This window comes from Bacteroidota bacterium (assembly GCA_018698135.1).
Taxonomy (GTDB): Bacteria; Bacteroidota; Bacteroidia; order CAILMK01; family JAAYUY01; genus JABINZ01.
This window is the reverse complement of the sequence record JABINZ010000255.1, coordinates 1-21955: the sequence shown is the minus strand read 5'-3', so window position 1 is coordinate 21955 and position 21955 is coordinate 1. Positions and strand designations below refer to the sequence as shown.

Annotated in this window: 21 protein-coding genes; 13 read left to right on the top strand and 8 right to left on the bottom strand. The window is 34.9% G+C overall.

What is annotated here, in order from left to right; all coding sequences use genetic code 11:
* The 5 genes from HOG71_15960 to HOG71_15940 all read left to right on the top strand — a co-directional run.
* Window positions 1-537, top strand: a 537-nt coding sequence (locus HOG71_15960; GenBank protein ID MBT5992344.1) for a phosphoribosylformylglycinamidine cyclo-ligase, incomplete at its 5' end; no start/stop codon positions are given.
* Between the two features lie 92 nt (window positions 538-629).
* Window positions 630-1631, top strand: coding sequence for a phosphate acetyltransferase (gene pta / locus HOG71_15955; protein MBT5992343.1), 1002 nt, complete (start codon window positions 630-632; stop codon window positions 1629-1631).
* Between the two features lie 20 nt (window positions 1632-1651).
* Window positions 1652-2626, top strand: coding sequence for a 3-hydroxyacyl-CoA dehydrogenase family protein (locus HOG71_15950; GenBank protein MBT5992342.1), 975 nt, complete (start codon window positions 1652-1654; stop codon window positions 2624-2626).
* A gap of 22 nt (window positions 2627-2648) precedes the next feature.
* Window positions 2649-3857, top strand: coding sequence for an acetate kinase (locus HOG71_15945; protein MBT5992341.1), 1209 nt, complete (start codon window positions 2649-2651; stop codon window positions 3855-3857).
* 104 nt (window positions 3858-3961) lie between these two features.
* Window positions 3962-4597 carry a response regulator transcription factor gene (locus HOG71_15940; protein MBT5992340.1) on the top strand — a complete coding sequence of 212 codons (636 nt, stop codon included), beginning with the start codon at window positions 3962-3964 and terminating at the stop codon, window positions 4595-4597.
* Here HOG71_15940 and HOG71_15935 read toward each other — a convergent pair.
* The 5 genes from HOG71_15935 to HOG71_15915 all read right to left on the bottom strand — a co-directional run bounded on the left by HOG71_15935 (window position 4584) and on the right by HOG71_15915 (window position 8770).
* On the bottom strand, window positions 4584-5525 hold the full coding sequence (locus HOG71_15935) for a hypothetical protein (GenBank protein ID MBT5992339.1): 942 nt from the start codon (window positions 5523-5525) through the stop codon (window positions 4584-4586). The genes HOG71_15940 and HOG71_15935 overlap by 14 nt on opposite strands.
* 2 nt (window positions 5526-5527) lie before the next feature.
* On the bottom strand, window positions 5528-6964 hold the full coding sequence (locus HOG71_15930) for an MBOAT family protein (protein MBT5992338.1): 1437 nt from the start codon (window positions 6962-6964) through the stop codon (window positions 5528-5530).
* Between the two features lie 67 nt (window positions 6965-7031).
* Window positions 7032-7694, bottom strand: coding sequence for an ATP-binding protein (locus HOG71_15925; protein MBT5992337.1), 663 nt, complete (start codon window positions 7692-7694; stop codon window positions 7032-7034).
* 33 nt (window positions 7695-7727) lie between these two features.
* Window positions 7728-8261, bottom strand: coding sequence for a cob(I)yrinic acid a,c-diamide adenosyltransferase (locus HOG71_15920; protein MBT5992336.1), 534 nt, complete (start codon window positions 8259-8261; stop codon window positions 7728-7730).
* Window positions 8262-8368: 107 nt separating this feature from the next.
* Complete coding sequence (locus tag HOG71_15915) at window positions 8369-8770, bottom strand: hypothetical protein (GenBank protein MBT5992335.1); 402 nt, start codon at window positions 8768-8770, stop codon at window positions 8369-8371.
* 409 nt (window positions 8771-9179) lie between these two features.
* On the opposite strand from HOG71_15915, the gene HOG71_15910 reads away from it, so the two are divergent.
* Window positions 9180-9749, top strand: a complete 570-nt coding sequence (locus tag HOG71_15910) for a transposase (protein ID MBT5992334.1) — start codon at window positions 9180-9182, stop codon at window positions 9747-9749.
* A gap of 41 nt (window positions 9750-9790) precedes the next feature.
* Here HOG71_15910 and HOG71_15905 read toward each other — a convergent pair whose 3' ends face one another.
* Genes HOG71_15905 through HOG71_15895 form a run of 3 tightly spaced genes read right to left on the bottom strand, consistent with a single transcriptional unit; the run spans window position 9791 to window position 14054 of the window.
* Window positions 9791-10477: a hypothetical protein gene (locus HOG71_15905; GenBank protein MBT5992333.1), complete on the bottom strand. Its 687-nt coding sequence runs from the start codon at window positions 10475-10477 to the stop codon at window positions 9791-9793.
* A 15-nt stretch (window positions 10478-10492) separates the two neighbouring features.
* A complete protein-coding gene (locus HOG71_15900) occupies window positions 10493-11935 on the bottom strand; it encodes a sodium:solute symporter (GenBank protein ID MBT5992332.1) in 1443 nt (480 codons plus the stop codon).
* Between the two features lie 58 nt (window positions 11936-11993).
* Entirely contained in the window at window positions 11994-14054 is a 2061-nt protein-coding gene (locus HOG71_15895; GenBank protein ID MBT5992331.1) for a CoA-binding protein, read from the bottom strand.
* Window positions 14055-14639: 585 nt separating this feature from the next.
* On the opposite strand from HOG71_15895, the gene HOG71_15890 reads away from it, so the two are divergent.
* From HOG71_15890 to nrfD (HOG71_15860), 7 genes are all read left to right on the top strand, one after another.
* Entirely contained in the window at window positions 14640-15314 is a 675-nt protein-coding gene (locus tag HOG71_15890) for a 4Fe-4S dicluster domain-containing protein (GenBank protein MBT5992330.1), read from the top strand.
* Window positions 15315-15339: 25 nt separating this feature from the next.
* A complete protein-coding gene (gene nrfD / locus HOG71_15885; GenBank protein ID MBT5992329.1) occupies window positions 15340-16674 on the top strand; it encodes a polysulfide reductase NrfD in 1335 nt (444 codons plus the stop codon).
* A gap of 4 nt (window positions 16675-16678) precedes the next feature.
* Entirely contained in the window at window positions 16679-17290 is a 612-nt protein-coding gene (locus HOG71_15880) for a hypothetical protein (protein MBT5992328.1), read from the top strand.
* Between the two features lie 3 nt (window positions 17291-17293).
* The gene (locus tag HOG71_15875; GenBank protein ID MBT5992327.1) at window positions 17294-18793 is read left to right on the top strand and encodes a DUF2867 domain-containing protein; all 1500 of its coding nucleotides are present in this window, start codon (window positions 17294-17296) and stop codon (window positions 18791-18793) included.
* Window positions 18794-18827: 34 nt separating this feature from the next.
* Window positions 18828-19271, top strand: coding sequence for a hypothetical protein (locus HOG71_15870; GenBank protein ID MBT5992326.1), 444 nt, complete (start codon window positions 18828-18830; stop codon window positions 19269-19271).
* 104 nt (window positions 19272-19375) lie between these two features.
* On the top strand, window positions 19376-20038 hold the full coding sequence (locus tag HOG71_15865) for a 4Fe-4S dicluster domain-containing protein (protein MBT5992325.1): 663 nt from the start codon (window positions 19376-19378) through the stop codon (window positions 20036-20038).
* Window position 20039: 1 nt separating this feature from the next.
* Entirely contained in the window at window positions 20040-21242 is a 1203-nt protein-coding gene (gene nrfD, locus HOG71_15860; GenBank protein ID MBT5992324.1) for a polysulfide reductase NrfD, read from the top strand.
* The last annotated feature ends 713 nt before the right edge of the window (window positions 21243-21955 follow it).

The following is a 21955-nucleotide window of genomic DNA, read 5'->3' as shown; positions in this document are numbered from 1 at the left end:
GCCCGACACGAATTGCTTGAGAAATCCTATGCAAAAAACTACCCCGAGAGTTTTGATCCGCATATCGATACTGATTATGTTTATACAGGAAAACATAAGCTAACGGATAAGTCGAAAGTTGAGGGGATGAATATTGGTCAACTGCTGCTGTCACCAACACGAACCTTTATGCCACTTATTGCACAAGTTGTGAGGGAGTTAGGCAGTGGAATTCATGGTATTGTTCATAATACAGGAGGAGGTCAAACTAAAATATTACATTTTGTAAATGATTTACATATTATAAAAGATAATCTTCTTGACATCCCACCAATTTTTCAACATATACAGGAACAATCAAGTGTCGATTGGAAGGAAATGTTTCAGGTTTTTAACATGGGACAGCGATTGGAATTTTATACATCTGCTGAAAATGCAGCGAAAATATTGGCCATCTCAAATGCTTTTAATATCAATGCAAAAGTAGTCGGGCGAGTAGAAAAAAGCAAGGGCAAAAGCCTTGCTATTGCCCACAATGGCAATAAATACAACTACTGATTTCTTTTTAAATTTCTTAATTTCTTTGTAAAATATCGCTTACATTTGCCACATGTTTTACTGTTATTTAAATAACAATTAATTCTTATTTAATGCCATTATTAGACTCAATAAAGGAAAATGCGAAGAAGCTGAATAAGCGAATTGTCCTACCTGAAAGTATGGAAGAAAGAACGCTTAAGGCAGCAAATATTTTAATCGAAGAAGGGATTTGTCAGGTCATTCTGATTGGAGATGAAAAGGCCATTTTGAATGAAGCCAGCAAGTATGGTTTAAAACATATCCAAAAGGCAACTATCGTAAATCCCGAAACCTATAGCAAAATGGATGTTTATGCTGATATTTTTGTTGAGATTAGAAAAAACAAGGGATTAACAAAAGATAAGGCAATTGAATTATTGAAAGATCCTCTCTATTTAGCAGTTATGCTTATTAAAGCTGGTGATGCAGATGGAGAAGTAGCTGGTGCAAATAATGCCACTGGAAATGTACTACGTCCTGCATTTCAGATAGTTAAAACTCAACCTGGTATTAGTGTTGTGTCAGGTGCTTTTCTCATGATGCTAAAGGACAAGCAATTTGGAGAAGATGGACTAATAGTTTTTGCGGATTGTGCAGTGCATCCAGATCCGGATGCAAAACAATTGGCTGAAATTGCAGTTTGTAGCGCTCAAACAGCACGAAATATTGCTAAAATTGAGCCTCGTGTTGCCATGCTAAGTTTTTCAACCAAAGGAAGCGCATCACATCCAATGGTCGACAAAGTGGTAGAAGCTACTGAACTCGCACGAGAAATGATGCCCGGATTAAAAATTGATGGTGAATTGCAAGCAGATGCCGCAATTATTGAAGCCATTGGGAAGAAAAAAGCACCGGATAGTGAAATAGCTGGCAAAGCCAATGTATTGGTTTTTCCAAATTTAGAAAGTGGAAATATTTCCTATAAACTGGTTCAAAGAATGGCTGGTGCAGAGGCAATTGGTCCTGTTTTACAAGGAATGGCAGCCCCTATAAATGACCTGTCAAGAGGATGTTCAGTTGATGACATTGTTAATTTAGTTGCTATTACTGCAAATCAGGCAGCTGGATTTTAAAATACAAAAACGAAGAAATTATGGCCGAAAGACTAGAAGATTATGCACTCGGTAAGCGAGCAACAAATACCAAGGGAACAATAAAGAAAGTTGGTTTAGTGGGAGGTGGTTCCATGGGACAGGAAATTGCCGTGGAAGTTAGTAAAGCAGGTATCGATGTCATTCTTATTGATTTGAATCCTGATCGTATTGAAGAAATCAAAGGGATGATAAGCAATTTGTTGGATATAAGAATCAATCGTTGGGGAATGACAACGGGAGATAAAAAAGCCATACTGTCGCGTATTCAATTTTCAACAGATTTTTGTGATTTAGTAGATAGCAATATTGTTATCGAATGTATTAATACCAAGAAATCGGTTAGTAATATCGAAAGCAGAAAAGAAGTTTTTAAGAGCATCGAAAAATGTGTTGGAGAGGATACCGTTATTGCTTCAAATGCATCAACTGTTTTAATTGCTGATTTAGCCATCGTGTTAAACCATCCTGAACGCTCTATAGGAATTCATTTCATTTCTCCAGCTTCATCAGTGGATATTATTGAGGTTAATAAGTGTGTTATTACAAATCAGGTAACCAGCGATATAATTGAGAAATTTGCGAAAGTAATCAAGAAAAAGATTATCCATGTAACTGCTTCACCTGGAAATATTTCTACCAGACTTATCATTCCGCTAATAAATGAAGCCTGTGAATTACTGATGGAAGGTGTTGGAACAGTTGAAGATATTGATAACACGCTGATGCTCGGCTTTGGCATGCAACTGGGACCCTTTGCTTTAGCAGATAAAATTGGTTTGGATAAGCTTTTAAAATGGATGGAAGGACTATATGATGAATTTGGTGATAAAAAGTATAAAACATCACCCATTATTAAACGAATGGTTCGGGCTAATTTAATGGGAAAACGCACCGGAGAAGGGTTCTATATTTATGAGAATGAAAAAAGACGCTCAAAAGCAGGCTCCATCATTAATCTTGGAAGAGAAATATAATAAGCGACATTAAACAAAAAAAATGAAAATATTAGTTCTGAACTGTGGAAGTTCTTCTATCAAGTACCAGTTTTTCAACATGCAAACCGAAGAGGTGTTAGCCAAAGGTGTTGTTGAAAAAATTGGTTTAAATGGTTCTTTTCTAAAGAATAAAAGATTTGATGGCGATAAGCTATTGTTGGAGGGTGAAATATTAGATCATCAAATTGGTATTGAATATATTGTTGGTGTACTAATCAGTGAAAAACATGGCTGTATCAAATCACTAGAAGAAATTGATGCTGTTGGACACCGAGTGGTGCATGGTGCGGAGAAGTTTAAAGCGAGTATCCGAATTACCATGGAAATGATCGAAAAAGTAGAACAGTGTTCCGACTTAGCTCCTTTACATAATCCGCCTAACTTAAAAGGTATTTATGCTATTGATGAATTATTACCCAATGTCATGCAAGTAGCAGTTTTTGATACCGCTTTTCATCAAACGATGGAACCTCATGCCTATATGTATGCTATTCCTTATAGTTTATACACCAAGTATGGAATAAGAAGATATGGCTTTCATGGAACCAGTCACCGATATGTTTCTCACCGATGTGGTGAAATCTTAGGTCAGGATGTTAAAGATCTAAAAATAATCTCATGTCACTTGGGCAATGGCGCTTCAATAGCAGCTATTCAAGGTGGTGTGTCAGTCGATACGAGTATGGGTTTAACTCCAGTAGAAGGTTTGATAATGGGAACACGCTGTGGAGACTTGGATTTGGGTGCTTTCACCTATATCATGGATAAAGAGGAAATTGGACTTTCAGCAGCCAATACACTTATTAATAAACACAGTGGAATGCTTGGTGTATCAGGAATTTCATCCGATATGCGCGATATTGAAAATGCTGTTGAAGAAGGCAATGAAAGAGCAAAGTTAGCCATGGATATGTATCAATATCGGGTGAAGAAATATATTGGAGCCTATGCTGCTGCTATGAATGGAGTTGATGTAATTATTTTTACTGGTGGAATAGGTGAAAATGATATCAATACCAGGGGTGCAATTTGTTTAGGCCTTGAATTCTTAGGAACCTCGCTTGATATGGATAAACATAGTGAGCTTAGAGGAAAAGAAGCCATTATTAGCAGTGATGATTCGAAAGTTAAATTAATGGTTATTCCTACGAATGAAGAGTTGGTAATTGCACGAGATACAATGGAAATTAAAAAAAATAGTATTCAATAATAATCTTACTTCAGTTTCATTTATTTCTTTTTTGTATTCCTGTCGTTTGTAAGATGATCTGGCTAATATTTTGTATTTTTGAATAAAAGCCATCAAAACTTAACATGATTAAGATACTTATTGCGGATGATCATCCAATCATACGTAAGGGTTTAATACAAATTCTTCAATGGGAGGGTGAATACCAAACTTCAGAAGTAGAGAGCGGTGAAAAGGTTCTTGAAAAATTATTTGAAGAACAATTTGACTTATTATTGCTTGATATTAATTTGCCAGGCATCAATGGCTTGGAAGTGCTTAAAACAGTCAAACAAAGCAATCCCACACTTGCCGTTTTGGTTTTAAGTATTCATCCCGAGGATCAATATGCGATCCGTGCATTAAAGGGAGGAGCATCCGGATATTTATGTAAAGAAAGTGCACCGGAAGAATTAGTTAAAGCAATCAAAAAAATTCTGGAAGGCGGACGATATATAAGTAACAAACTAGCTGATCAATTAGCCGATAATTTATTCGAATCAAAAACTTTTCAATTGCATGAAGACTTATCTGATCGTGAATTAGACGTTATGTGTCGGATTGCTAAAGGCCATTCATTAACCAAAATAGCTGAAGATATGGTGTTAAGCATCAAAACAATTAGTACCTATCGAGCCAGAATATTGGAAAAAATGCATTTTGATAATAATGCTGAAATGACTGCTTACTCCATAAAAAACAACTTGATTAGTTCTGTTTAATCTCCCCTAAATCAATTAACATTTCTTCAGCCAGCCATGCTGTTAATGAATCGGCTCCATTTCGTTTTAAATGGTTTTGATCCGACCAATAGTTATGGTCACTCATAAAATAGGTTGGCGGGTACAAAATTGTTCCATTTGCTTTATAAAAATCAAGATATTGAATTAATTCACCTGTAAATCCAAATGAAGGAAGATATAAGAAATACACTTGACAATCATTTTCATGAGCAAGCTGAACGATCTTTTCCAAATAGTGTTTTGAAAGTCTATTGATATTATTGATCAATTTTTTATGCTGCAATTTTTTTAATTTATTGGTATAAAAATACGTAAGATAAACAGAATCAGCATTTCGGTAATTGGGGCCAAAGCCATATTTAGGACCATGATAGCTTAAGTCTGTCGAATTGCCCCAAAGTAAATAATCATATCTACTTTTTATGCCATTGAAAATATCCTTCGTATAGTTCTTGTTATTCAGGATAGGAGCTAATAATATATCTTTCGCATCGGCAATTACTCCATAGCTTATATGTCCATTTGGATCTTCATTTTCACGAATTTCAATTACAATAGCCTTTGGCTTTTTGTGTTTGAATAACTCTTTGACAATACTATGCTGAAGATTTCGTCCTGTACCGCAAAATGAGATATTTGCAGTGGTTATTTCTTTTTTATACTCATGTTCGTATAATATGCGAATTAGCAGATCATTTACACCACAATGTGTTTTGGATGATCCGATGAATACGATATCAAGTTTTGTCGTATCCTCAACTATTCTGTGGTAGGCATATTCAATCGAACAACCTCCAGTTATTTTGTGGTATGCAAATTTCTTATCATAAGGCAAGAATAGGATCAACATCAGAACCACTATGAATGGAATGATAAATAGGACTATTTTTTTATAGAGTTTCTGCATGATTAAAACTGAAAATAAATAAACTCCTGATTTATTTCAAAAGCACCAAAAACAAGTATCCAAGTCAGTATTAGTATATAAATCAGCCATCTGAATCCTCTTTTTAAAGGATTTAAAAGATGGTCAATCGATTTGGAACCAAGAAGTAATTCAATGATAAAAAAGAGGACTAATGAAGGAAAAATATAGAACATATCCTTTCCCGAACTAAACAAAGCCTGAAAAGAGGATGAAATTGATTGAATTTCAAATCTTGTAAAAATTGAAGAAATAATTTCTCTTGCTTGACTCAGACTGGATGCTCGAAAAAATACCCAAGCTATATTTACGATCACAAATGTTATAATTATCCTGATTATTTTGGGTATTGTAACTTTTGGAATTAAAGTTTTTAAGAATTTTTCAATCATATAAAAAGAACCATGAATAGCTCCCCAGATAATGAAAGTTATATTAGCTCCATGCCATAATCCAGAAATAACAAATGTTATAAAGATGTTAAAAGCCCATCTTTTTTGAGTTACTTTATTTCCACCAAGACCAATATATACATAATCCCTAAACCAAGTGGATAATGAAATATGCCAACGGGTCCAAAACTCTTTTATCGAAGCGGAAAAATAAGGTGTCCGGAAATTCAGCATTAAATTAATGCCAAACAAACGGGCTGTGCCAATGGCAATATCTGAATACCCACTGAAATCGCAATAAATTTGAAATGCGAAGAAAACAGTAGCCAATGCAGCCTGAAACCCATTAAAGCTAGCAGGATCATTGTAAACCATTTCTACATATGTAGCTAAATTGTCAGCTATAACTACTTTTTTGAAAAATCCGTAGAGTATTAATCGAAGTCCAGAAACTGCCTGTTCATATCCGATTTCCCTTTTCTTTAGAAATTGGGGGATGAGATTTGATGCCCTTTCAATAGGGCCAGCCACCAATTGAGGAAAAAAGGCTACAAAAGTGAAAAAAGCAATCGCATCCTTAGTGGGTTCCAGCCTTTTTCGATAAATATCGATGGTGTAGCTAAGTGTTTGAAAAGTGTAGAAACTAATTCCAACAGGCAAAATAATTTTTAGCGTCACAGCATTAATATGAATCCCTAGTTGATTAAAGCTATATACCAGAGAATCAGCAAAGAAATTGAAATACTTGAAAAAACCTAAAATACCAAGATTAATTAGAAGACTTAAAATTAGAAATAACCTTTTTCGCTGGATTGTCTGAGATTTAAAAATTTCCTGCCCTAAAATATAATCCGTGATTGAACTAAGGATTATCAGTCCCAGAAAGCGCCAATCCCACCATCCATAAAATACGTAGCTAGCTAATAAAAGTAAAACATTTTGAATGCGAAGGTTGTTTTTGAAAACATGCCAGTACAATAGGAAGACTATTGGGAAAAACACAAGGAATTCAAGAGAATTAAATAGCATTTATTTATATTCTGAATTTGATTAGTCTACGAAATTAGAAATTATTATCATTCTACAATAGCTCATACTACTTAGTTTGATAAAAAAGATTTTCCTCTTCAATCAGAGAATAGCTAAATCGTTCTTCGCTGATGTTCATTTTGATAATATCAATGCAAATAAGATTACAAAGTATATTTTCGACTACATGCTTGGGTAGTTTAACTGTTTTTTGCACCTGACTAAAACTCATTTCTGCATTTTCCTCTAAAGCTTTCAGAAGCAGTTCTTCGCGTTTTCGATATTTAAGGTAAATTCCTCTTTGTCTTTGTTCTCTTTCCCAAACTTTTAATAATACCTTGTTTGCCAGAATATTATTATCATTAACACGGATGTAGGCAAGCCATTTATTGCTCTCATTCTGTGCAAAATGAGGTTTTGTTTCGGAAGGTGAAATTTTAACCTCCAAAACACTTTTGTGATCAACTCTCCAAACTTTTGTTTCCAGTATAATTTCTGGCTTGGCATAAAAGTTTGCAGCAGCCTCTAGCATATACACTTCTTCTTCTGATACTATTCCAGCAATACTGCCATTATCTCGTACACCAACCAATAATGTGCCTCCAGAAGTGTTGGCAAATGCGACAAGGGATTTTGCAATTTTTCTTGAATCACTGATATTATGCTTGAAATCCAAGGTTAAACTTTCTCCCATTTCAATAAGTGAAGCTATATAGGGAGTTTGTTTCATTGTCTGGATCTGGCTAGAGTGGATAGAAATCTATTAGTGAATCCACTTTTTCTTTTGAATTTTGTCTTTGATCTGTTCCTCCTTTCGAGCCATTATGAATAGTAAATCAGATAAGCGATTTACATATTGAATGAGATTTTCTGGAATAGATTCATTTTGTTGAATGCCAATAATGACCCTTTCAGCACGTCTGGCAATAGTTCTACAAATATCTAGTTTTGCAGATGAAAGCGTGCTGCCAGGAATAACAAAACCTGTTAATTTGACTTCTTTTTCAAACAGATGTACCCAATTGGTAATTGTTTCAACATCATCTTCCTCAATGGGCTCAACAAATAGTTTGTCTTTGGATGCGAGTTGACCTGCAACGCGGAATAAATCATTTTGAATAATTTCGATTTGTTCGAAAATAGTCTTTGTTTCAACATAATGTTTGGCTTCTCCTAAAAATGAATTCAATTCATCAATGGTTCCATATGCCTCAACTCTTTCATTGTTTTTCCAAACTCTTTCTCCCGACCAAAGACCTGTTTTGCCTTTATCACCGCTTTTCGTTGAAATACTCATATCACAGAATTTTTGACTATTTAATTGCCTTCAAGTGAAGATATTAAATGCAAGTTACGGAAATCTAAAATCTAATTGAAGAGACAGGAATCAGAAATTCCTAATTCCTAATAGCTGGTGTGTATCTTAATTGTATCAGGGCTTATGCTAATAACCCTTAATTCGAAACTTATTTCGCCACCCCAAAATTCGGTATCTATCGTAAAAACACTATCAGATGTCCTCTTCCATTTTCCATCATACATTTTATAAGTAATTGGAGGGGTGCCACATCCACCTGCATTTTTATTTTCCTTAAACGTTCCATTATTCTCAAAAGTAAATCCATATGCATCATTTTTGAGCTTGTTGGAAGCGGATAAAATCTGTAAAGAATCTGAATAGTAAGCATGCATCCAGCTACCTTCTATACTTTCATTTAGTGCAGGATCTAATCCTATTAAAAGGTCTTTTTTTGAACAAGATGCTAGTAAAATGCTGAATATGCAAAGGGTAAATAAATATCTCATGGATTTGTTTTGCTATGAGATGTTTATCTGGGCTTTTTGGTTGCTTAAATTTTGTGCAATATTTTTAGAATCATAATACTCATTTTCTAACATAAACACAATGAAACAACAATGAGAATAAATAAGAGAAGTAGAAAGTACTTTTTCATAATAATGCGATTTCCTGTATGACGGCCATCGACCCAAAATTGTTACATTCAGTGGTAGTGCGACTTGAAGTAACTCAAATACTAAATGAAGCAAAATGAAAAATGATAAAGCAAAATATGATTAGCTCGAACTACTTTTTTATAATTGAAAACAGTTTCCTGAATGATAAAACAACTTATATTCAGTGGTAGTGCGACTTGAAGTCGGCCTACCACTAAAATGCAGCAAATATTTAATAACTTTGATAAATTCTTTTCACATGGATCATGAAATAGGTCAGTTATATCATATTTACAATCGAGGTAACAATCAAGGATTAATATTCTTCACAGATGAAAATTATAAATATTTCATTCGAAAAATTATTAAGTACATTAAACCATCTGTAGATATATTATCGTTTTGTCTAATGCCAAATCATTTTCATTTGTTGATCCATATTCCTGAAAACTATGTTCACAGTAAGTTTTCAAATCAATTAAGGACATGTTTAACTTCGTATACAAGAGCTATTAATATACAGGAAAAAAGAACTGGATCATTATTTCAACAACATACAAAATCAAAACAGCTGGAGTTAGAGAATGGCAACTCAGATTTAGCATTTATTTGCTTTAACTATATCCATCAAAATCCTCTAAAAGCTAAATTGGTAATAAAAATGGAGAACTGGCTATATAGTTCATTTAACCATTTTCTGAATAATGACTCAAGTGTAGTTAATATAAAGCTGGCTCAAGATTTAATAAACCTACCTGATGATCGAAATTTATTTTACAAGGAAACTTATGAATCAATTGAGGAGGAATTATTTAACGAACTTTTTTGATTTATGCAGTGGTTTAAAGATTTAAATTCGACCTACCCAATCTAAGATTTCATACTGACAAAGGCTAGTAAAATACCTAGAACTATGCTATATATCGCAGCTACTAAAATCCTGTATTCATCGGGTAATAGAAAATTTAGGGTTTGAGCAGGTATCCAAAAAAATGGAATTGCTCTTGTAAAGGTAAAATTCCATTGAATTCGCCAATTTAGATTCGCCATTCGTTCACCAAACTTCATGGGGCTGAAAAAGCCTTTCAAGCTACCACCAGTATCTCTAATATGTTCATCGGTGATTTTGTGCGTAACCATCAGCATGGGTGCATAAAATAGATTTAAAGTAGCTCCAATGGTAAACGTAACAAATACTTTCAATAGCGAAAGAGGTTGTAGTAGAATATCTGTTGGTATATTCATCCCCATATTGATCAACATAGCTGGCGCTCCGTGTGCAAAAATGTCGAAGGCCATTTTCAAGCTTATACCTAAAAATCCCCAAACAAGTGCTCTTGGAAGCAATCCAAATCCTTTCTCATGATACACGCCCTTTAGTATTCTTAATCCCAACATTTCACCAAAAGGTGCTAAAAGGAAAAACTTTATGAAAGCCATGATATAGGGGTGATGTGTATTAAAATCCCAATAAAAGCTAGTGAGTGGTTTGAAAATGAAAAAAGGAGTGAAGAAAACGATCACTCCAAACAAACAAATTGCATCTGCTCTATTCATGGACGCTAGTGGAATTTATTCTTGCGGTTTTCCAAAGAAGCTAAAAATTGGGCAGATTGCCAAGGAAGCTAACATCCCAATAGTTCCAGCTTGTGGTGATGCCATCTTTTCAACAACACCGGGAATTCCAATGGCCAAAACCAGGACTACACTAAGTCCACCAATCATGGATGCAATTGCTCCTGTTTTATTAACTTTTTTACTAAAAAGCCCCCAAATAAATGGTCCTAAAAAAGTGGCTCCTAAAGCGCCCCATGATATACCTAAAATAGCAACAATTGTATCAGGTGGGTTGATGGCTATTCCAGCTGAAATGATAACAAAAACTGCACTGCCAACTCTCATCAGCGTGGTTAAGTTTTTGTCGGAAACATTTTTATTAATAAATCCATTGTAAAAATCCTTAACCATGGAAGAACTGGATACCAAAATCAAAGATGCCAGAGTTGACATAGAGGCTGAGAGCAATAATATCAAAATAATGACCATGAAATTTTCTGGAATGACATCATTGAGTAAAACAGGCATAAAAGCATCAAAATCCAGTGTGCCATCAACTCTCAATGGAGGGTTTTTCAAGAACACTCTGGTGGTTGATCCAATAAAATAAGCGACAAATCCTATTAGTAAGGCGAATAGGGTAGAGCCAATCATGCCAATTCTTACTGATCTTTTATCTTTTATTGCATAAAATTTTTGAATTAACTGAGGCATGGCAAATGGAGCAACGCTGGTTAAAAAAACCAATGATAAAAGAGGCCACCAGCCCGGAGGGCCAATTGCTTGCGTTAGTTTAGGATTTATTGATTTCAGATCTGCTACAATGTTTGAATAGCCGTTTCCTTCCCGTAGAGTAAAGAAAATCATTATGCCAACACCAATGATCATGATAAATCCAAATATTGTGTCAATAATAGCCATTGATTTATAACCACCCAAAACCAAATAAATGATCGTAAAAACAGCGATGAAAACGACTACATGCCAATATTCAATACCTGTAAATGAATATTCAAAAAGCTTTGATAAGCCAATAAACACAGCAGAGGAATAGGGGATTAGAAAGACAAAAATGGCAATAGATGCTATTAACTTTAAAAATGGACTTTTATATCTATTTTCTAGGAATTCACTCAAAGTTGAAATTTTCATTTCAATTGAAATTTTCTTGATTTTCCAACCAAGAACAGCCCATACACCAAGAACGCCTATCATTCCATTGAAAAGTGCTATCCACATGCCCGATAAACCAAAACCCCAACCAACTTTACCGGCAAACCCGATGAAGACTACTGCTGAGAAATAGGCTGTTCCATATGAGAAAGCAGTCATCCATGGACCAACATTTCCACCACCCATAAGAAAATCCTTAAACGATTTCGTTTTTCTCATGCCAATGATCCCCACAATAATAATCATGAGGGCATACAATGCAATTACTATAATTTTAACTACCATGTTTTTTGTTTAAAGTATAAGGGTAAACTGAAGTTGAAATTGTTGCCTTCGCCTCAGCTTACTCCTTTTCAATCCTTATTCTGGCATCTACTGCAACAACTTTGTCAGTTTTGCCCAATAAGGGATTTAAATCCATTTCAAAAATTTCTGGTGCAATTTTAACCAATACAGAAACTCGTTGTACAATTTCTCTGAAAAGACTTTCATTAACTCCTTCCTGACCACGTACTCCTTCAATTATTTTGTAGCTTTTTAAATTCTTGATCATCCAATCAGCTTCCTGATCAGAAATAGGAGCCAAGCCAGCATTTACATCTTTCAATACTTCAATGAAAATACCACCCAGACCGCAAAGTACCATGTGCCCAAATTTTTCTTCTTTTTTAGCTCCAACAAATAATTCAGTTCCTGAAAGCATAGGTTGTAATAAAATAGCAGTCGTATCTGGAATCTGTATCATTCGTTCAAATTCCTTTCCAACAGTTTCTGCATTTTTAATATGTAGAACAACACCGCCTACATCCGACTTATGCACTGGTCCGATTACTTTCATGACGATAGGAAAGCCCAATTGATTGGCTTTTAAAATAGCTTCTTCTTTTGAGCTGGCAATAGCTTCTCCTGCTCTTGGAATTCCTGAGGCATCTAATATTTCTTGAACTTGTTCTGGCATCAAATAACCATTCTCAGCTTTATCAATAATATGTCTGATTTTTACCTGATCAACTGCTGGTAATTCAATATTTTCTGACTCTGTCGGTGGATTATTGTAGACTTTACACAGTGCATTTCCGAAGGTTACCTCATCTGGAAAATTGATCCTACCTTTCGCTAAAAATTGTTCAATTTCATCTTTCACATTAATGATAGATGGTAGCAAAGGATAAATAGGTTTTTTGGATGTTTTCATCTTTTCATCTAAAAGATCGTAAACATCATACACGGGTACTAAACCCGGACTACCAAATATGACGGCCATCGCATCAATATGGTCGAAGTCGTTATTGCATGCATCAATAATATCTCCTAATTGTTCGGCAGTTCCCGTTGCTAAAAAATCAATGGGATTAGCAACTGATGAACCCGGTAGAAGCTTTTCTAACAAAATATCTGCTTCTGCACCTTCAATTGCAGGGATTTCCAAACCCCCTTTTGACAAGGAGTCAGTAAGCATAACAGCTGGTCCTCCAGCATGTGTAATAATTGCTATATTTTTTCCAATTAACTCTGGATGCATAAAAATAGATGCAACTGTTGCTAATTCTTCACGGCCATGAACTCTGACAATACCAGCTTTTCTGAACAAAGCATCAACGGCTACATCCGAGCTAGCCAATGCACCCGTGTGAGAAGAGGCAGCCCGGCTACCTGCTTCAGAGCTTCCTGATTTGATGGCAGCAATCTTACACCCTTTACGTATTAATGAAGACGCATGCTTGAGTAGCATTTGTGGTTTATTAACACTCTCTACATACAGTAGTTTTACTTTCGAAGAAGATTCAGCATCAAATGTTTCATCCAAATATTGGAGGATATCTTCAACGCCAATTTGAGCTGAGTTTCCAACTGAATAAACACTTGAAAATGTAATGCCTTTTGAAATTGCAGCTTCCATGATGAAAACAGCTGTAGCTCCTGATCCAGAAATAAAATCAATCCCTTGCGGATCAATAAGGGGTATGGGAGTTGTGAAAATAGACGTATGATATTGATTGAACAAACCGACACAATTTGGACCTATTAAACTACCACCTACCGAATCAATAATGTCCACGATTGCTTTTTCGCGTTTAGCTCCTTGTTCATTCTCTTCACTAAATCCAGCTGATAAAATTACAAATGCACGGGTTCCTTTTTCCCTTGCTAATATCTTTACGGTTTCTTCGCAGTCTTTTGCAGCTATGGATATGATGGCTAAATCAGCCTGTGGAAGATCGTTTACACTTTTAAAACATTTTATGCCCTGTATCTCATCCTTTTTAGGATTTACCGTGAAAAGTTCGCCAGAATAGTTGTGATCCAAAAGATTCTTCAAAACCTTACCACCCGGTTTTTTTACATTATTTGATGCTCCAACAACTACAATACTTGCAGGATTAATCAAGCTTGGATGTATCATTTATCTATTTGTGTTTTTTAAATCGTATTTTATAAGTGTAGCTAAAATAGAAATTCTTACTGAATTCCAATTGCTTATAGAAGAATGTAGCTGAAATTATTTTTTGGTGTTTAACACGGCTAATTAATTAATATCAACAAATTCATGACATATATATATTCAAATATTGACAAATAGTAATAAGTTATATGTGAATATTTTTGTAAATTGGTAATTTAGGAAATTTTAGTAAATTTCTTAAAAACCATACTTAAGCGGCTGTTTGTTAGATAACAGCACTATTATTGGAATAAATAATTAAAATAATTAATTATTAAAAAAGAAAGTTTGAGTAAGAAAAAAGAGAACAAAAAAAACACACGAAGAGAATTTCTTCAACAAAGTGCCTTACTAGCTGCTGCAACAACATCTGCTGGTTTTTTGCTGAACGCATGTAAAAATGAAGAAGCAAGTTCTGGCGAAAAAGTGAATGTATTAACGCAAGACGGAGCTGTTGTAGAAGTGAATAAGAGTCAACTGAAAGCTTGTCCTCAAGGTGCAAATCGGAAAGAATCAAGAAAGGGTATAGCAGGAAGGAAATTTGTCATGCTTATCGATCTTTCAAAATGTAAGAATGCAAGAAAATGTGTTGAAAGTTGTCAGGAAATGCATCACTTGCCTACTCACATGGAGTATTTGAAAGTGTATTTGATGAAAGATTCAAAAAATACAGCTGCTTATTGGATGCCAAAGCCTTGCTTTCATTGCGACAACCCACCTTGTGTCAGTCTCTGTCCGGTGGGAGCCACTTTTAAACGTTCGGATGGTATTGTATTAATTGATAATAAAATTTGCATTGGTTGTAAATTTTGTATGACTGGTTGCCCCTATTCTGCCAGAATCTTTAATTGGGCAAAACATGATAGTGCAAATGATGGTGCCGAATATTCACCTGAAACGGGTCATCCTCGCGTGCATGGAACAGTTAGTAAATGTGATTTCTGTCCTGAAATGGCTCGAAAAGGAGTATTGCCTTCTTGTGTTACTGCTTGTCCCAATGGTGTTATTTATTATGGAGATTTTAATGAAGACGCTGTTTCAAATGGCGAAGAAGTAGTCAGATTTAGTGAAATGATAAAAAATAAGGGTGGTTATCAGTATGCCGATGAATTAGGAACCGAACCCAGTGTATATTATCTACCTCCTGTAGATCGGATTTTTCCTGTTGAAAATGGATTAGACAATATACCTGATGGAATCGATATTTCCATTGATGCATAGAATTTTATTTTAGCAATATGGCTTTATGAAAGACAAAGTAAAAGATTTTTATAACCTATTAAGTTTTGCCAGACAATTAGATTCACGTGGTTTATTTGGTTATGTGTGGATGTTTATATTGGTTTGTATTATTCTATTGGGATTTGTGGCCTTAATCATGCAAATTATTCATGGACATGAAATAACCGGCATGCGCGACCACGTTGTGTGGGGCATTTATATCTCAAATTTTGTGTTCTTTATGGGAGTTAGTTATGCCGGTGGAATTTTTTCTGGTTTATTGGTTTTGTTCCGCGTTAGCTGGAGAGCCCCTATTGTTCGAATCACTCAGCTTGTATCGGTAACCTGCGGTTTAATTGGTCCTCTCTATATTCTTCTTTGTCTGGGTCGAATTGATAGAGTTTATCTATTACTCATTCATGGAAGAATTCCTTCGCCTATTATTTGGGATATTTTTGTCATGATCACTTATTTAGTTGGCAATATTGCGTTCTTGTATTTATTGCTTGTTCCTGATTTAGCTTATTTACGAGATTCAAATGAATTACGATTACCAAATTGGAGAATTAAAGTGTACCGTTTCTTGTCAATTAATTATAAGAACACTGAAAAACAGCAAAAAGATTTACGAATTGCTCTGAAAACTTTGGCTGCGATTCTTATCCCAATTTCAGTCTTTCTGACAACCATTTTGTCCTGGATATTTGGCATGACGCTTAGACCCGGTTGGAATAGTACCATATTCGGACCCTATTTCGTTTTTGCAGCTTTGTATTCAGGAATTGCCGTTGTTATCCTGCTTATGTGGGTATTTCGGAAGCGTTATAATTTGAAAGAATACATTACCGACATGCATTTTAGGTATGTTGGTATTGCTTTAGTTGTTATTGCATTTGTCTATGCATATTTTAATTTTAATGAATATTTCTCCATGTGGTATAGTTTCAAAAAATGGGATGCGCAATTGATAAAACGCTTATTGGACTTTAAGCAGTATGGTTGGTTGTTTTTGTTTACTAATATCATAGGAATTATCATTCCTATATTAATTGTAGGAATAAAAAAATTGCAATCAATCTCCAGTATTGGTATTGCTTCTATCATCATATTGGTTGGCATGTGGGTCAAACGCTATATCAGTATAATACCAACTCTTGAAACTCCCTTGTTTCCAATTCAAGATGCACGTCCTGAATATGTACATTATTCTGCCACATGGGTTGAATGGATTTTAACGCTATCAGGATTGGCTCTTTTTCTATTTTTAGTGACTGTTGTAACTAAGTTAATCCCCATTGTTCAGCTCACTGAATCAATTTTAAATAAACCTGCAAAGAAGCTGGAAAAGAAACAAGATTAATGCTATGAATTACAAGATTATTAAAAAAATAATGAAGGTTTTCGGTGCTTGTATTTCAGTACTATTGTTTCTGATACCTTCAGCATTTGTATTTGCTGAAGATTCGTTTTCCAGTAAAAAAGATACTAACTATCAAGCGGTTGAATTATCATTGGAAATATCATTTGAAGTAATTGAGAATCAAAAATCAATCATTATACGGGCAAAAGAAAAGTTTGATGATCAATGGATTTTGATATCTGATCTGGTGGAATGTAGTCTTAGCAGTCCAACTTTATTTGGTGATTTGCTCATTGAAAATGTTCATTTGTCCGATGGGATAGCTTATGTTGATTTTCCAGAAAACCTTCCGGGTGATGAAAATGGATTACTGATTTTTAATGCAAGGATATTGGATAATGAAAAATATGCAAACATATCTGCTGTAAACAGTATTGACTGGGGTGAAAAAACCAAATTAGAATTAGAAGCTCATGGCAAACTTTGGACAACTGATCCACCTACCTGGATGCTAATTGCTTTTGTTACATTTCTATTTAGTGTTTGGACTTCCTATATTTTTGTCTTCATTAAAGTATGGCGCGTGAGAAAAACTGGTAAACAATTAAATTCCTAAAGTATGGAATTACACCAGGTTATTGACGAAGCAATTAAGGATTTACCAACAAATCCTAAACCTGAATTGGGTATCATTCTGGTAACAGGTGCAACTGGTTACATTGGTGGGCGTTTGGTCCCAGTGCTTTTGGATAGGGGATATCAGGTGCGTGTAATGGTCAGGGTAATTTCTCCAGAACATATAGAAAGATGGCCGGGTGCTGAAATTGTTCAGGCCGATGCCATAGATATCGATCAGCTTAAGAAGGCATTAAAAGGAGTACATACAGCTTTTTACCTGATTCATTCTTTGTTATTAGGAAAAATGGCATTTGAAATGTTTGATATTAGAGCCGCAGAGAATTTTAGAGATGCAGCTGCAGAAATGGAGATTAAGCGCATTATTTATCTGACCGGACTGGGTAAAAAAGAAGCGAATCTGTCACATCATTTAGATAGTAGAATGAAGGTGGCTGAAGAGTTGATGTTAGGAAAAGTTCCTGTTATTTCATTACGGGCTGCTATTATCATTGGTCCTGGGAGTGCATCTTACGAAATTGTTAAGAATCTGGTGTTAAACTCCCCTGTTTTTTTAATTCCCTATTGGGCAAAAACAAAAAGTCAACCTATTGCTATTGAAGATGTTATGAAGTATCTGGTTGGTGTGCTGGAAGTAGAGGAATATGAACATAAATACTATGATATTGGAGGAGGAGATATATTAACATATGAAATGATGCTGAAAGAACTGGCATCAATATTAGGGAAAAGAAGGTTGTTTCTTCCTTCTTTTTTTTCAAATGCTACTTTATATGGATACTTTGCCAGTTTGTTAACTCCGGTACCTGCCCCAATTACTTTATGCCTCATGGAAGGCTGTAAAAATGAAGTAGTTTGTCAAAGCGAGGACATAAAGAAAATATTGAATTTTAAGCCATTGACCTATAAAGAGGCTGTTTTACAAGCCATGACTCGAGAAGAGCAAGATAAAATTTATACTCGTTGGTCGGATGCCTATCCCCCAGCTCATGATCTTGCATTGAAATTGACAGAGCTTTCAAAACCTGCACGATACCAAGCTATTTATTCTTTAAAAACAAAAAACAGAGATTCTGATTTATTTGATTCTTTTTGTAGAATTGGGGGAAAAGAGGGTTGGTTTAATACTAACTGGATGTGGAGGCTAAGAGGCATGTTTGATCGTGTGTTAATGGGTATCGGTACATCTCGTGGTCGAAGAAGTTCATCAAGTATTAGAATTAATGATGTCATTGATTTTTGGCGAGTTGAAGATTTAAGAGAAGATCGGCTGTTATTGCTTCGGGCTGAAATGAAATTACCCGGAAAAGCCTGGTTGAAATTCTGTGTCGATCCAGAGGGAGAATACAACAAACTAACTGTGCATGCATATTTTCAACCGAATGGTTGGAGAGGACATATATATTGGTATAATTTTTTGCCTTTTCACGTGATTATTTTTAATAATCTGATTAAGCAAATAGATAAAAGGGCAAAGCACTAATACCAAGAGCGTTTAACATTTAAACAATTTAGGTATGCCACTTCAAATTAAGAGATTACTAATTGTTTTTGCAATTGTAATTGGACTATTCCTAGTTTTACGCCATTTTCTTATTCCAGAATCCTTTGGAGAAGAAGGTCATTATCGATTTTTAGCTATTGCCGAAAATGCTGCTTTGGAAGCAAAGTATCAGGGTGAGGAATCTTGCAAGGAATGTCATAATGATATTGTAGAATTAAAACTAGAAGGATTACATGATGTTATTTCATGTGAAAGTTGTCATGGTCCTGCTCATCTACACAACATCTCAGAGGAATCAGAAGATATTCTCAAACCTGGAGGTCGAGATTTTTGTGGTAAATGCCATTCACTAAATACTGCTCGGTCGGATGATTATGTTTTGCAAATTGACATTGAAGAACATAACAAAGGAAAAAACTGTGTTAAATGTCATAATCCACATGAACCATGGCAATAATAAACAACAAAAGTCCTGAAAAGGATAGACGAAAATTTATCAAGACTGCTGGTTTTATAACAGGAGGTATTGTTTTAACATCTGCATTAAAACCTTTCAAAATAATGGTTTTTGCGGCTAAAGAACCGGAAGGAGAAGGCCCTTGGTATGGAATCGGTATTGATATTGAAAAATGTATAGGATGTGGCAATTGCGCCAGTTCGTGCAAACAAGAAAATGATGTTCCTGAAGAACCATTCTATTTCAGATCATGGGTTGAAAAATATACCATAATGGAGAATGAAGAAGTGATTGTTCAGGCTCCCAATGGAGGGATAGATGGATTTGATCAAGATGTTGAAAATGAAGACATCATGAAATCATTTTTTGTTCCTAAGATGTGCAATCATTGTCATAAATCGCCCTGTGTTCAGGTTTGCCCAGTTGGGGCAACTTTCGACAGTCCTGATGGTGTGGTTTTAGTAGATCAGGAATATTGTATAGGCTGTAGATATTGTATTCAAGCCTGTCCTTATGGTTGTCGTTATATACATCCTGAAAAGAAAGTGGTGGATAAATGTACCTTATGTTATCATCGAATTGTCAAAGGATTACCTCCTGCTTGTATGGATGTTTGTCCAACTGGAGCTAGAATATTTGGGGATTTAAGAGACAAAAAGGGGGACTTACATAAATTTATTAAGAAACACAATTGTCATGTATTGAAATCGCATTTAAATACGGGTAGTAAATTATATTATAACGGTTTAAATCAGGAGGTACGCTAATATGGATCATGTAGCACATTTGTATGAAGCTCTTTCAAAAGTGGATGGTTTTATTTATCCAAATGAAATTGAGCTAAGTTGGTCGATACTTATTGTATTATACCCTTATATTACAGGATTGGTAGCTGGAGCTTTTATTTTGGCTTCGCTGAATCGAGTTTTTAATGTAAAAGCACTAAAACCAACTTATCACCTGTCTTTATTAACTGCTTTAGCTTTCTTGCTAATTGCAACTATGCCACTTATTAACCATTTGGGACATCCAGGCCGGTTTTATGAATTAATGATTACACCCAATCCAACTTCGGCCATGGCTATATTTGGTTTTGTTTATGTGTGGTATCTGATGGTTGTTCTTCTTCTTGAAATATGGTTTGATTATCGAAAGGATTTGGTGATCTGGTCAAATGAAAAGAAAGGAATAATGAAATGGGTTTATAAAATACTGACGCTGGGTGTGATGGATATTTCTCCTAAAGCTTTAAAATGGGATGAAAAACTGGGGTACATCATTACTGTAATTGGTATTCCTTCTGCCTTCCTTTTGCATGGATATGTCGGCTTTATTTTTGGTTCGGTGAAAGCAAATCCTTGGTGGTCGTCTGTCATGATGCCAGTCATATTCCTTTTTTCGGCTATGGTTTCTGGTATTGCTTTGGTTATGTTTGTCTATATGGTTGTAAATTATTTACGAAAGCAGAAAATCGACATGCTTTGTCTGGATACAATTGCGAAATACTTGTTTTACGTAATCATTTTGGATTTTACGCTGGAGGCATTAGATCAGATTCACCGAATTTATGAAGCAGAAGAGTCTTTTGAGATTATTTCCCTATTGGTATCAGGTAAGTTAAATTTCACCTTAATCATTATGCAGGTCTTTATAGGAATGATTATTCCATTATTAGCACTTGGTTTTATGCAGTTTTATAAACCCAAGGAGAATGTGCGAAAGTTCATTTATTTTATAATCAGCCTGCTCGTTTTAATTGGTATTTTTTTCATGCGCTGGAATGTTGTTATCGGAGGACAACTATTTTCAAAAAGTTTTTATGGCTTTACACATTTCAAATTACAGCTAATAGGATCAGAAGGCTTTTTGATGGGGCTTGTTTGGCTTATTGTTCCTTTCCTTATTTTGGCAGGATTACTTTGGCTATTGCCACCTTGGAAAAAATCACATACTGAGGAGAGTTCTAATTAAAATCAAATATAATTTGAATAGGCAGGTGTTCTAAGTAATTGGAAACCGAGGCTATATTTATAATGGATACTATCATCATTATACATACTGTTCTAGCAAGTCTTCCGAAAGGTGACTTGTGAGAAATAATAAAATGAAGACTTCAGTCTTTGTAGTATTGAATTAAATAATAATCGGGATATTTTTGTTCTTTGAAAATTCCAAGAAATGCTTTGCTAAACTCTTGGGGCAACTATTCCATCATGATTGTCAATTTTGTATGCATTACTCATATTCCTCTTTTACAATGTTAAAGTCAGGAGGCTTTATTTTATTAAATATTCCAAGAGGCGCTTCGCTAAACTCTTGAAACAACATTATAAACACTGTTCTCGCAAGTCTTCCGAAGGGTGACTTGTGAGAAATAATAAAATGAAGACTTCAGTCTTTGCAGTAGTGAATTAAATAAAAATCGGGAGATTTTTGTTCTTTGAAAGTTCCAAGAAATGCTTCGCTAAACTCTTGAAACAACTTTAACATACTGTTCTAGCAAGTCTTCCGAAGGGTGACTTGTGAGAAATAATAAAATGAAGACTTCAGTCTTTGTAGTATTGAATTAAATAAAAATCGGGATATTTTTGTTCATTGCAAGTTCCAAGAAATGCTTTGCTAAAATCTTGGGAAAATTATTCCATCAGCATTGTCAAATTTGTGTGGTATATTCATATTCCTCT

Excerpts from the sequence above, each read along its gene's own strand:
- pta (MBT5992343.1), top strand. The coding sequence starts at position 630 with ATGCCATTATTAGACTCAATAAAGGAAAATGCGAAGAAGCTGAATAAG.
- HOG71_15950 (MBT5992342.1), top strand. The coding sequence starts at position 1,652 with ATGGCCGAAAGACTAGAAGATTATGCACTCGGTAAGCGAGCAACAAAT.
- HOG71_15945 (MBT5992341.1), top strand. The coding sequence starts at position 2,649 with ATGAAAATATTAGTTCTGAACTGTGGAAGTTCTTCTATCAAGTACCAG.
- HOG71_15940 (MBT5992340.1), top strand. The coding sequence starts at position 3,962 with ATGATTAAGATACTTATTGCGGATGATCATCCAATCATACGTAAGGGT.
- HOG71_15935 (MBT5992339.1), bottom strand. The coding sequence starts at position 5,525 with ATGCAGAAACTCTATAAAAAAATAGTCCTATTTATCATTCCATTCATA.
- HOG71_15930 (MBT5992338.1), bottom strand. The coding sequence starts at position 6,964 with ATGCTATTTAATTCTCTTGAATTCCTTGTGTTTTTCCCAATAGTCTTC.
- HOG71_15925 (MBT5992337.1), bottom strand. The coding sequence starts at position 7,694 with ATGAAACAAACTCCCTATATAGCTTCACTTATTGAAATGGGAGAAAGT.
- HOG71_15920 (MBT5992336.1), bottom strand. The coding sequence starts at position 8,261 with ATGAGTATTTCAACGAAAAGCGGTGATAAAGGCAAAACAGGTCTTTGG.
- HOG71_15915 (MBT5992335.1), bottom strand. The coding sequence starts at position 8,770 with ATGAGATATTTATTTACCCTTTGCATATTCAGCATTTTACTAGCATCT.
- HOG71_15910 (MBT5992334.1), top strand. The coding sequence starts at position 9,180 with ATGGATCATGAAATAGGTCAGTTATATCATATTTACAATCGAGGTAAC.
- HOG71_15905 (MBT5992333.1), bottom strand. The coding sequence starts at position 10,477 with ATGAATAGAGCAGATGCAATTTGTTTGTTTGGAGTGATCGTTTTCTTC.
- HOG71_15900 (MBT5992332.1), bottom strand. The coding sequence starts at position 11,935 with ATGGTAGTTAAAATTATAGTAATTGCATTGTATGCCCTCATGATTATT.
- HOG71_15895 (MBT5992331.1), bottom strand. The coding sequence starts at position 14,054 with ATGATACATCCAAGCTTGATTAATCCTGCAAGTATTGTAGTTGTTGGA.
- HOG71_15890 (MBT5992330.1), top strand. The coding sequence starts at position 14,640 with ATGCTTATCGATCTTTCAAAATGTAAGAATGCAAGAAAATGTGTTGAA.
- nrfD (MBT5992329.1), top strand. The coding sequence starts at position 15,340 with ATGAAAGACAAAGTAAAAGATTTTTATAACCTATTAAGTTTTGCCAGA.
- HOG71_15880 (MBT5992328.1), top strand. The coding sequence starts at position 16,679 with ATGAATTACAAGATTATTAAAAAAATAATGAAGGTTTTCGGTGCTTGT.
- HOG71_15875 (MBT5992327.1), top strand. The coding sequence starts at position 17,294 with ATGGAATTACACCAGGTTATTGACGAAGCAATTAAGGATTTACCAACA.
- HOG71_15870 (MBT5992326.1), top strand. The coding sequence starts at position 18,828 with ATGCCACTTCAAATTAAGAGATTACTAATTGTTTTTGCAATTGTAATT.
- HOG71_15865 (MBT5992325.1), top strand. The coding sequence starts at position 19,376 with ATGGTTTTTGCGGCTAAAGAACCGGAAGGAGAAGGCCCTTGGTATGGA.
- nrfD (MBT5992324.1), top strand. The coding sequence starts at position 20,040 with ATGGATCATGTAGCACATTTGTATGAAGCTCTTTCAAAAGTGGATGGT.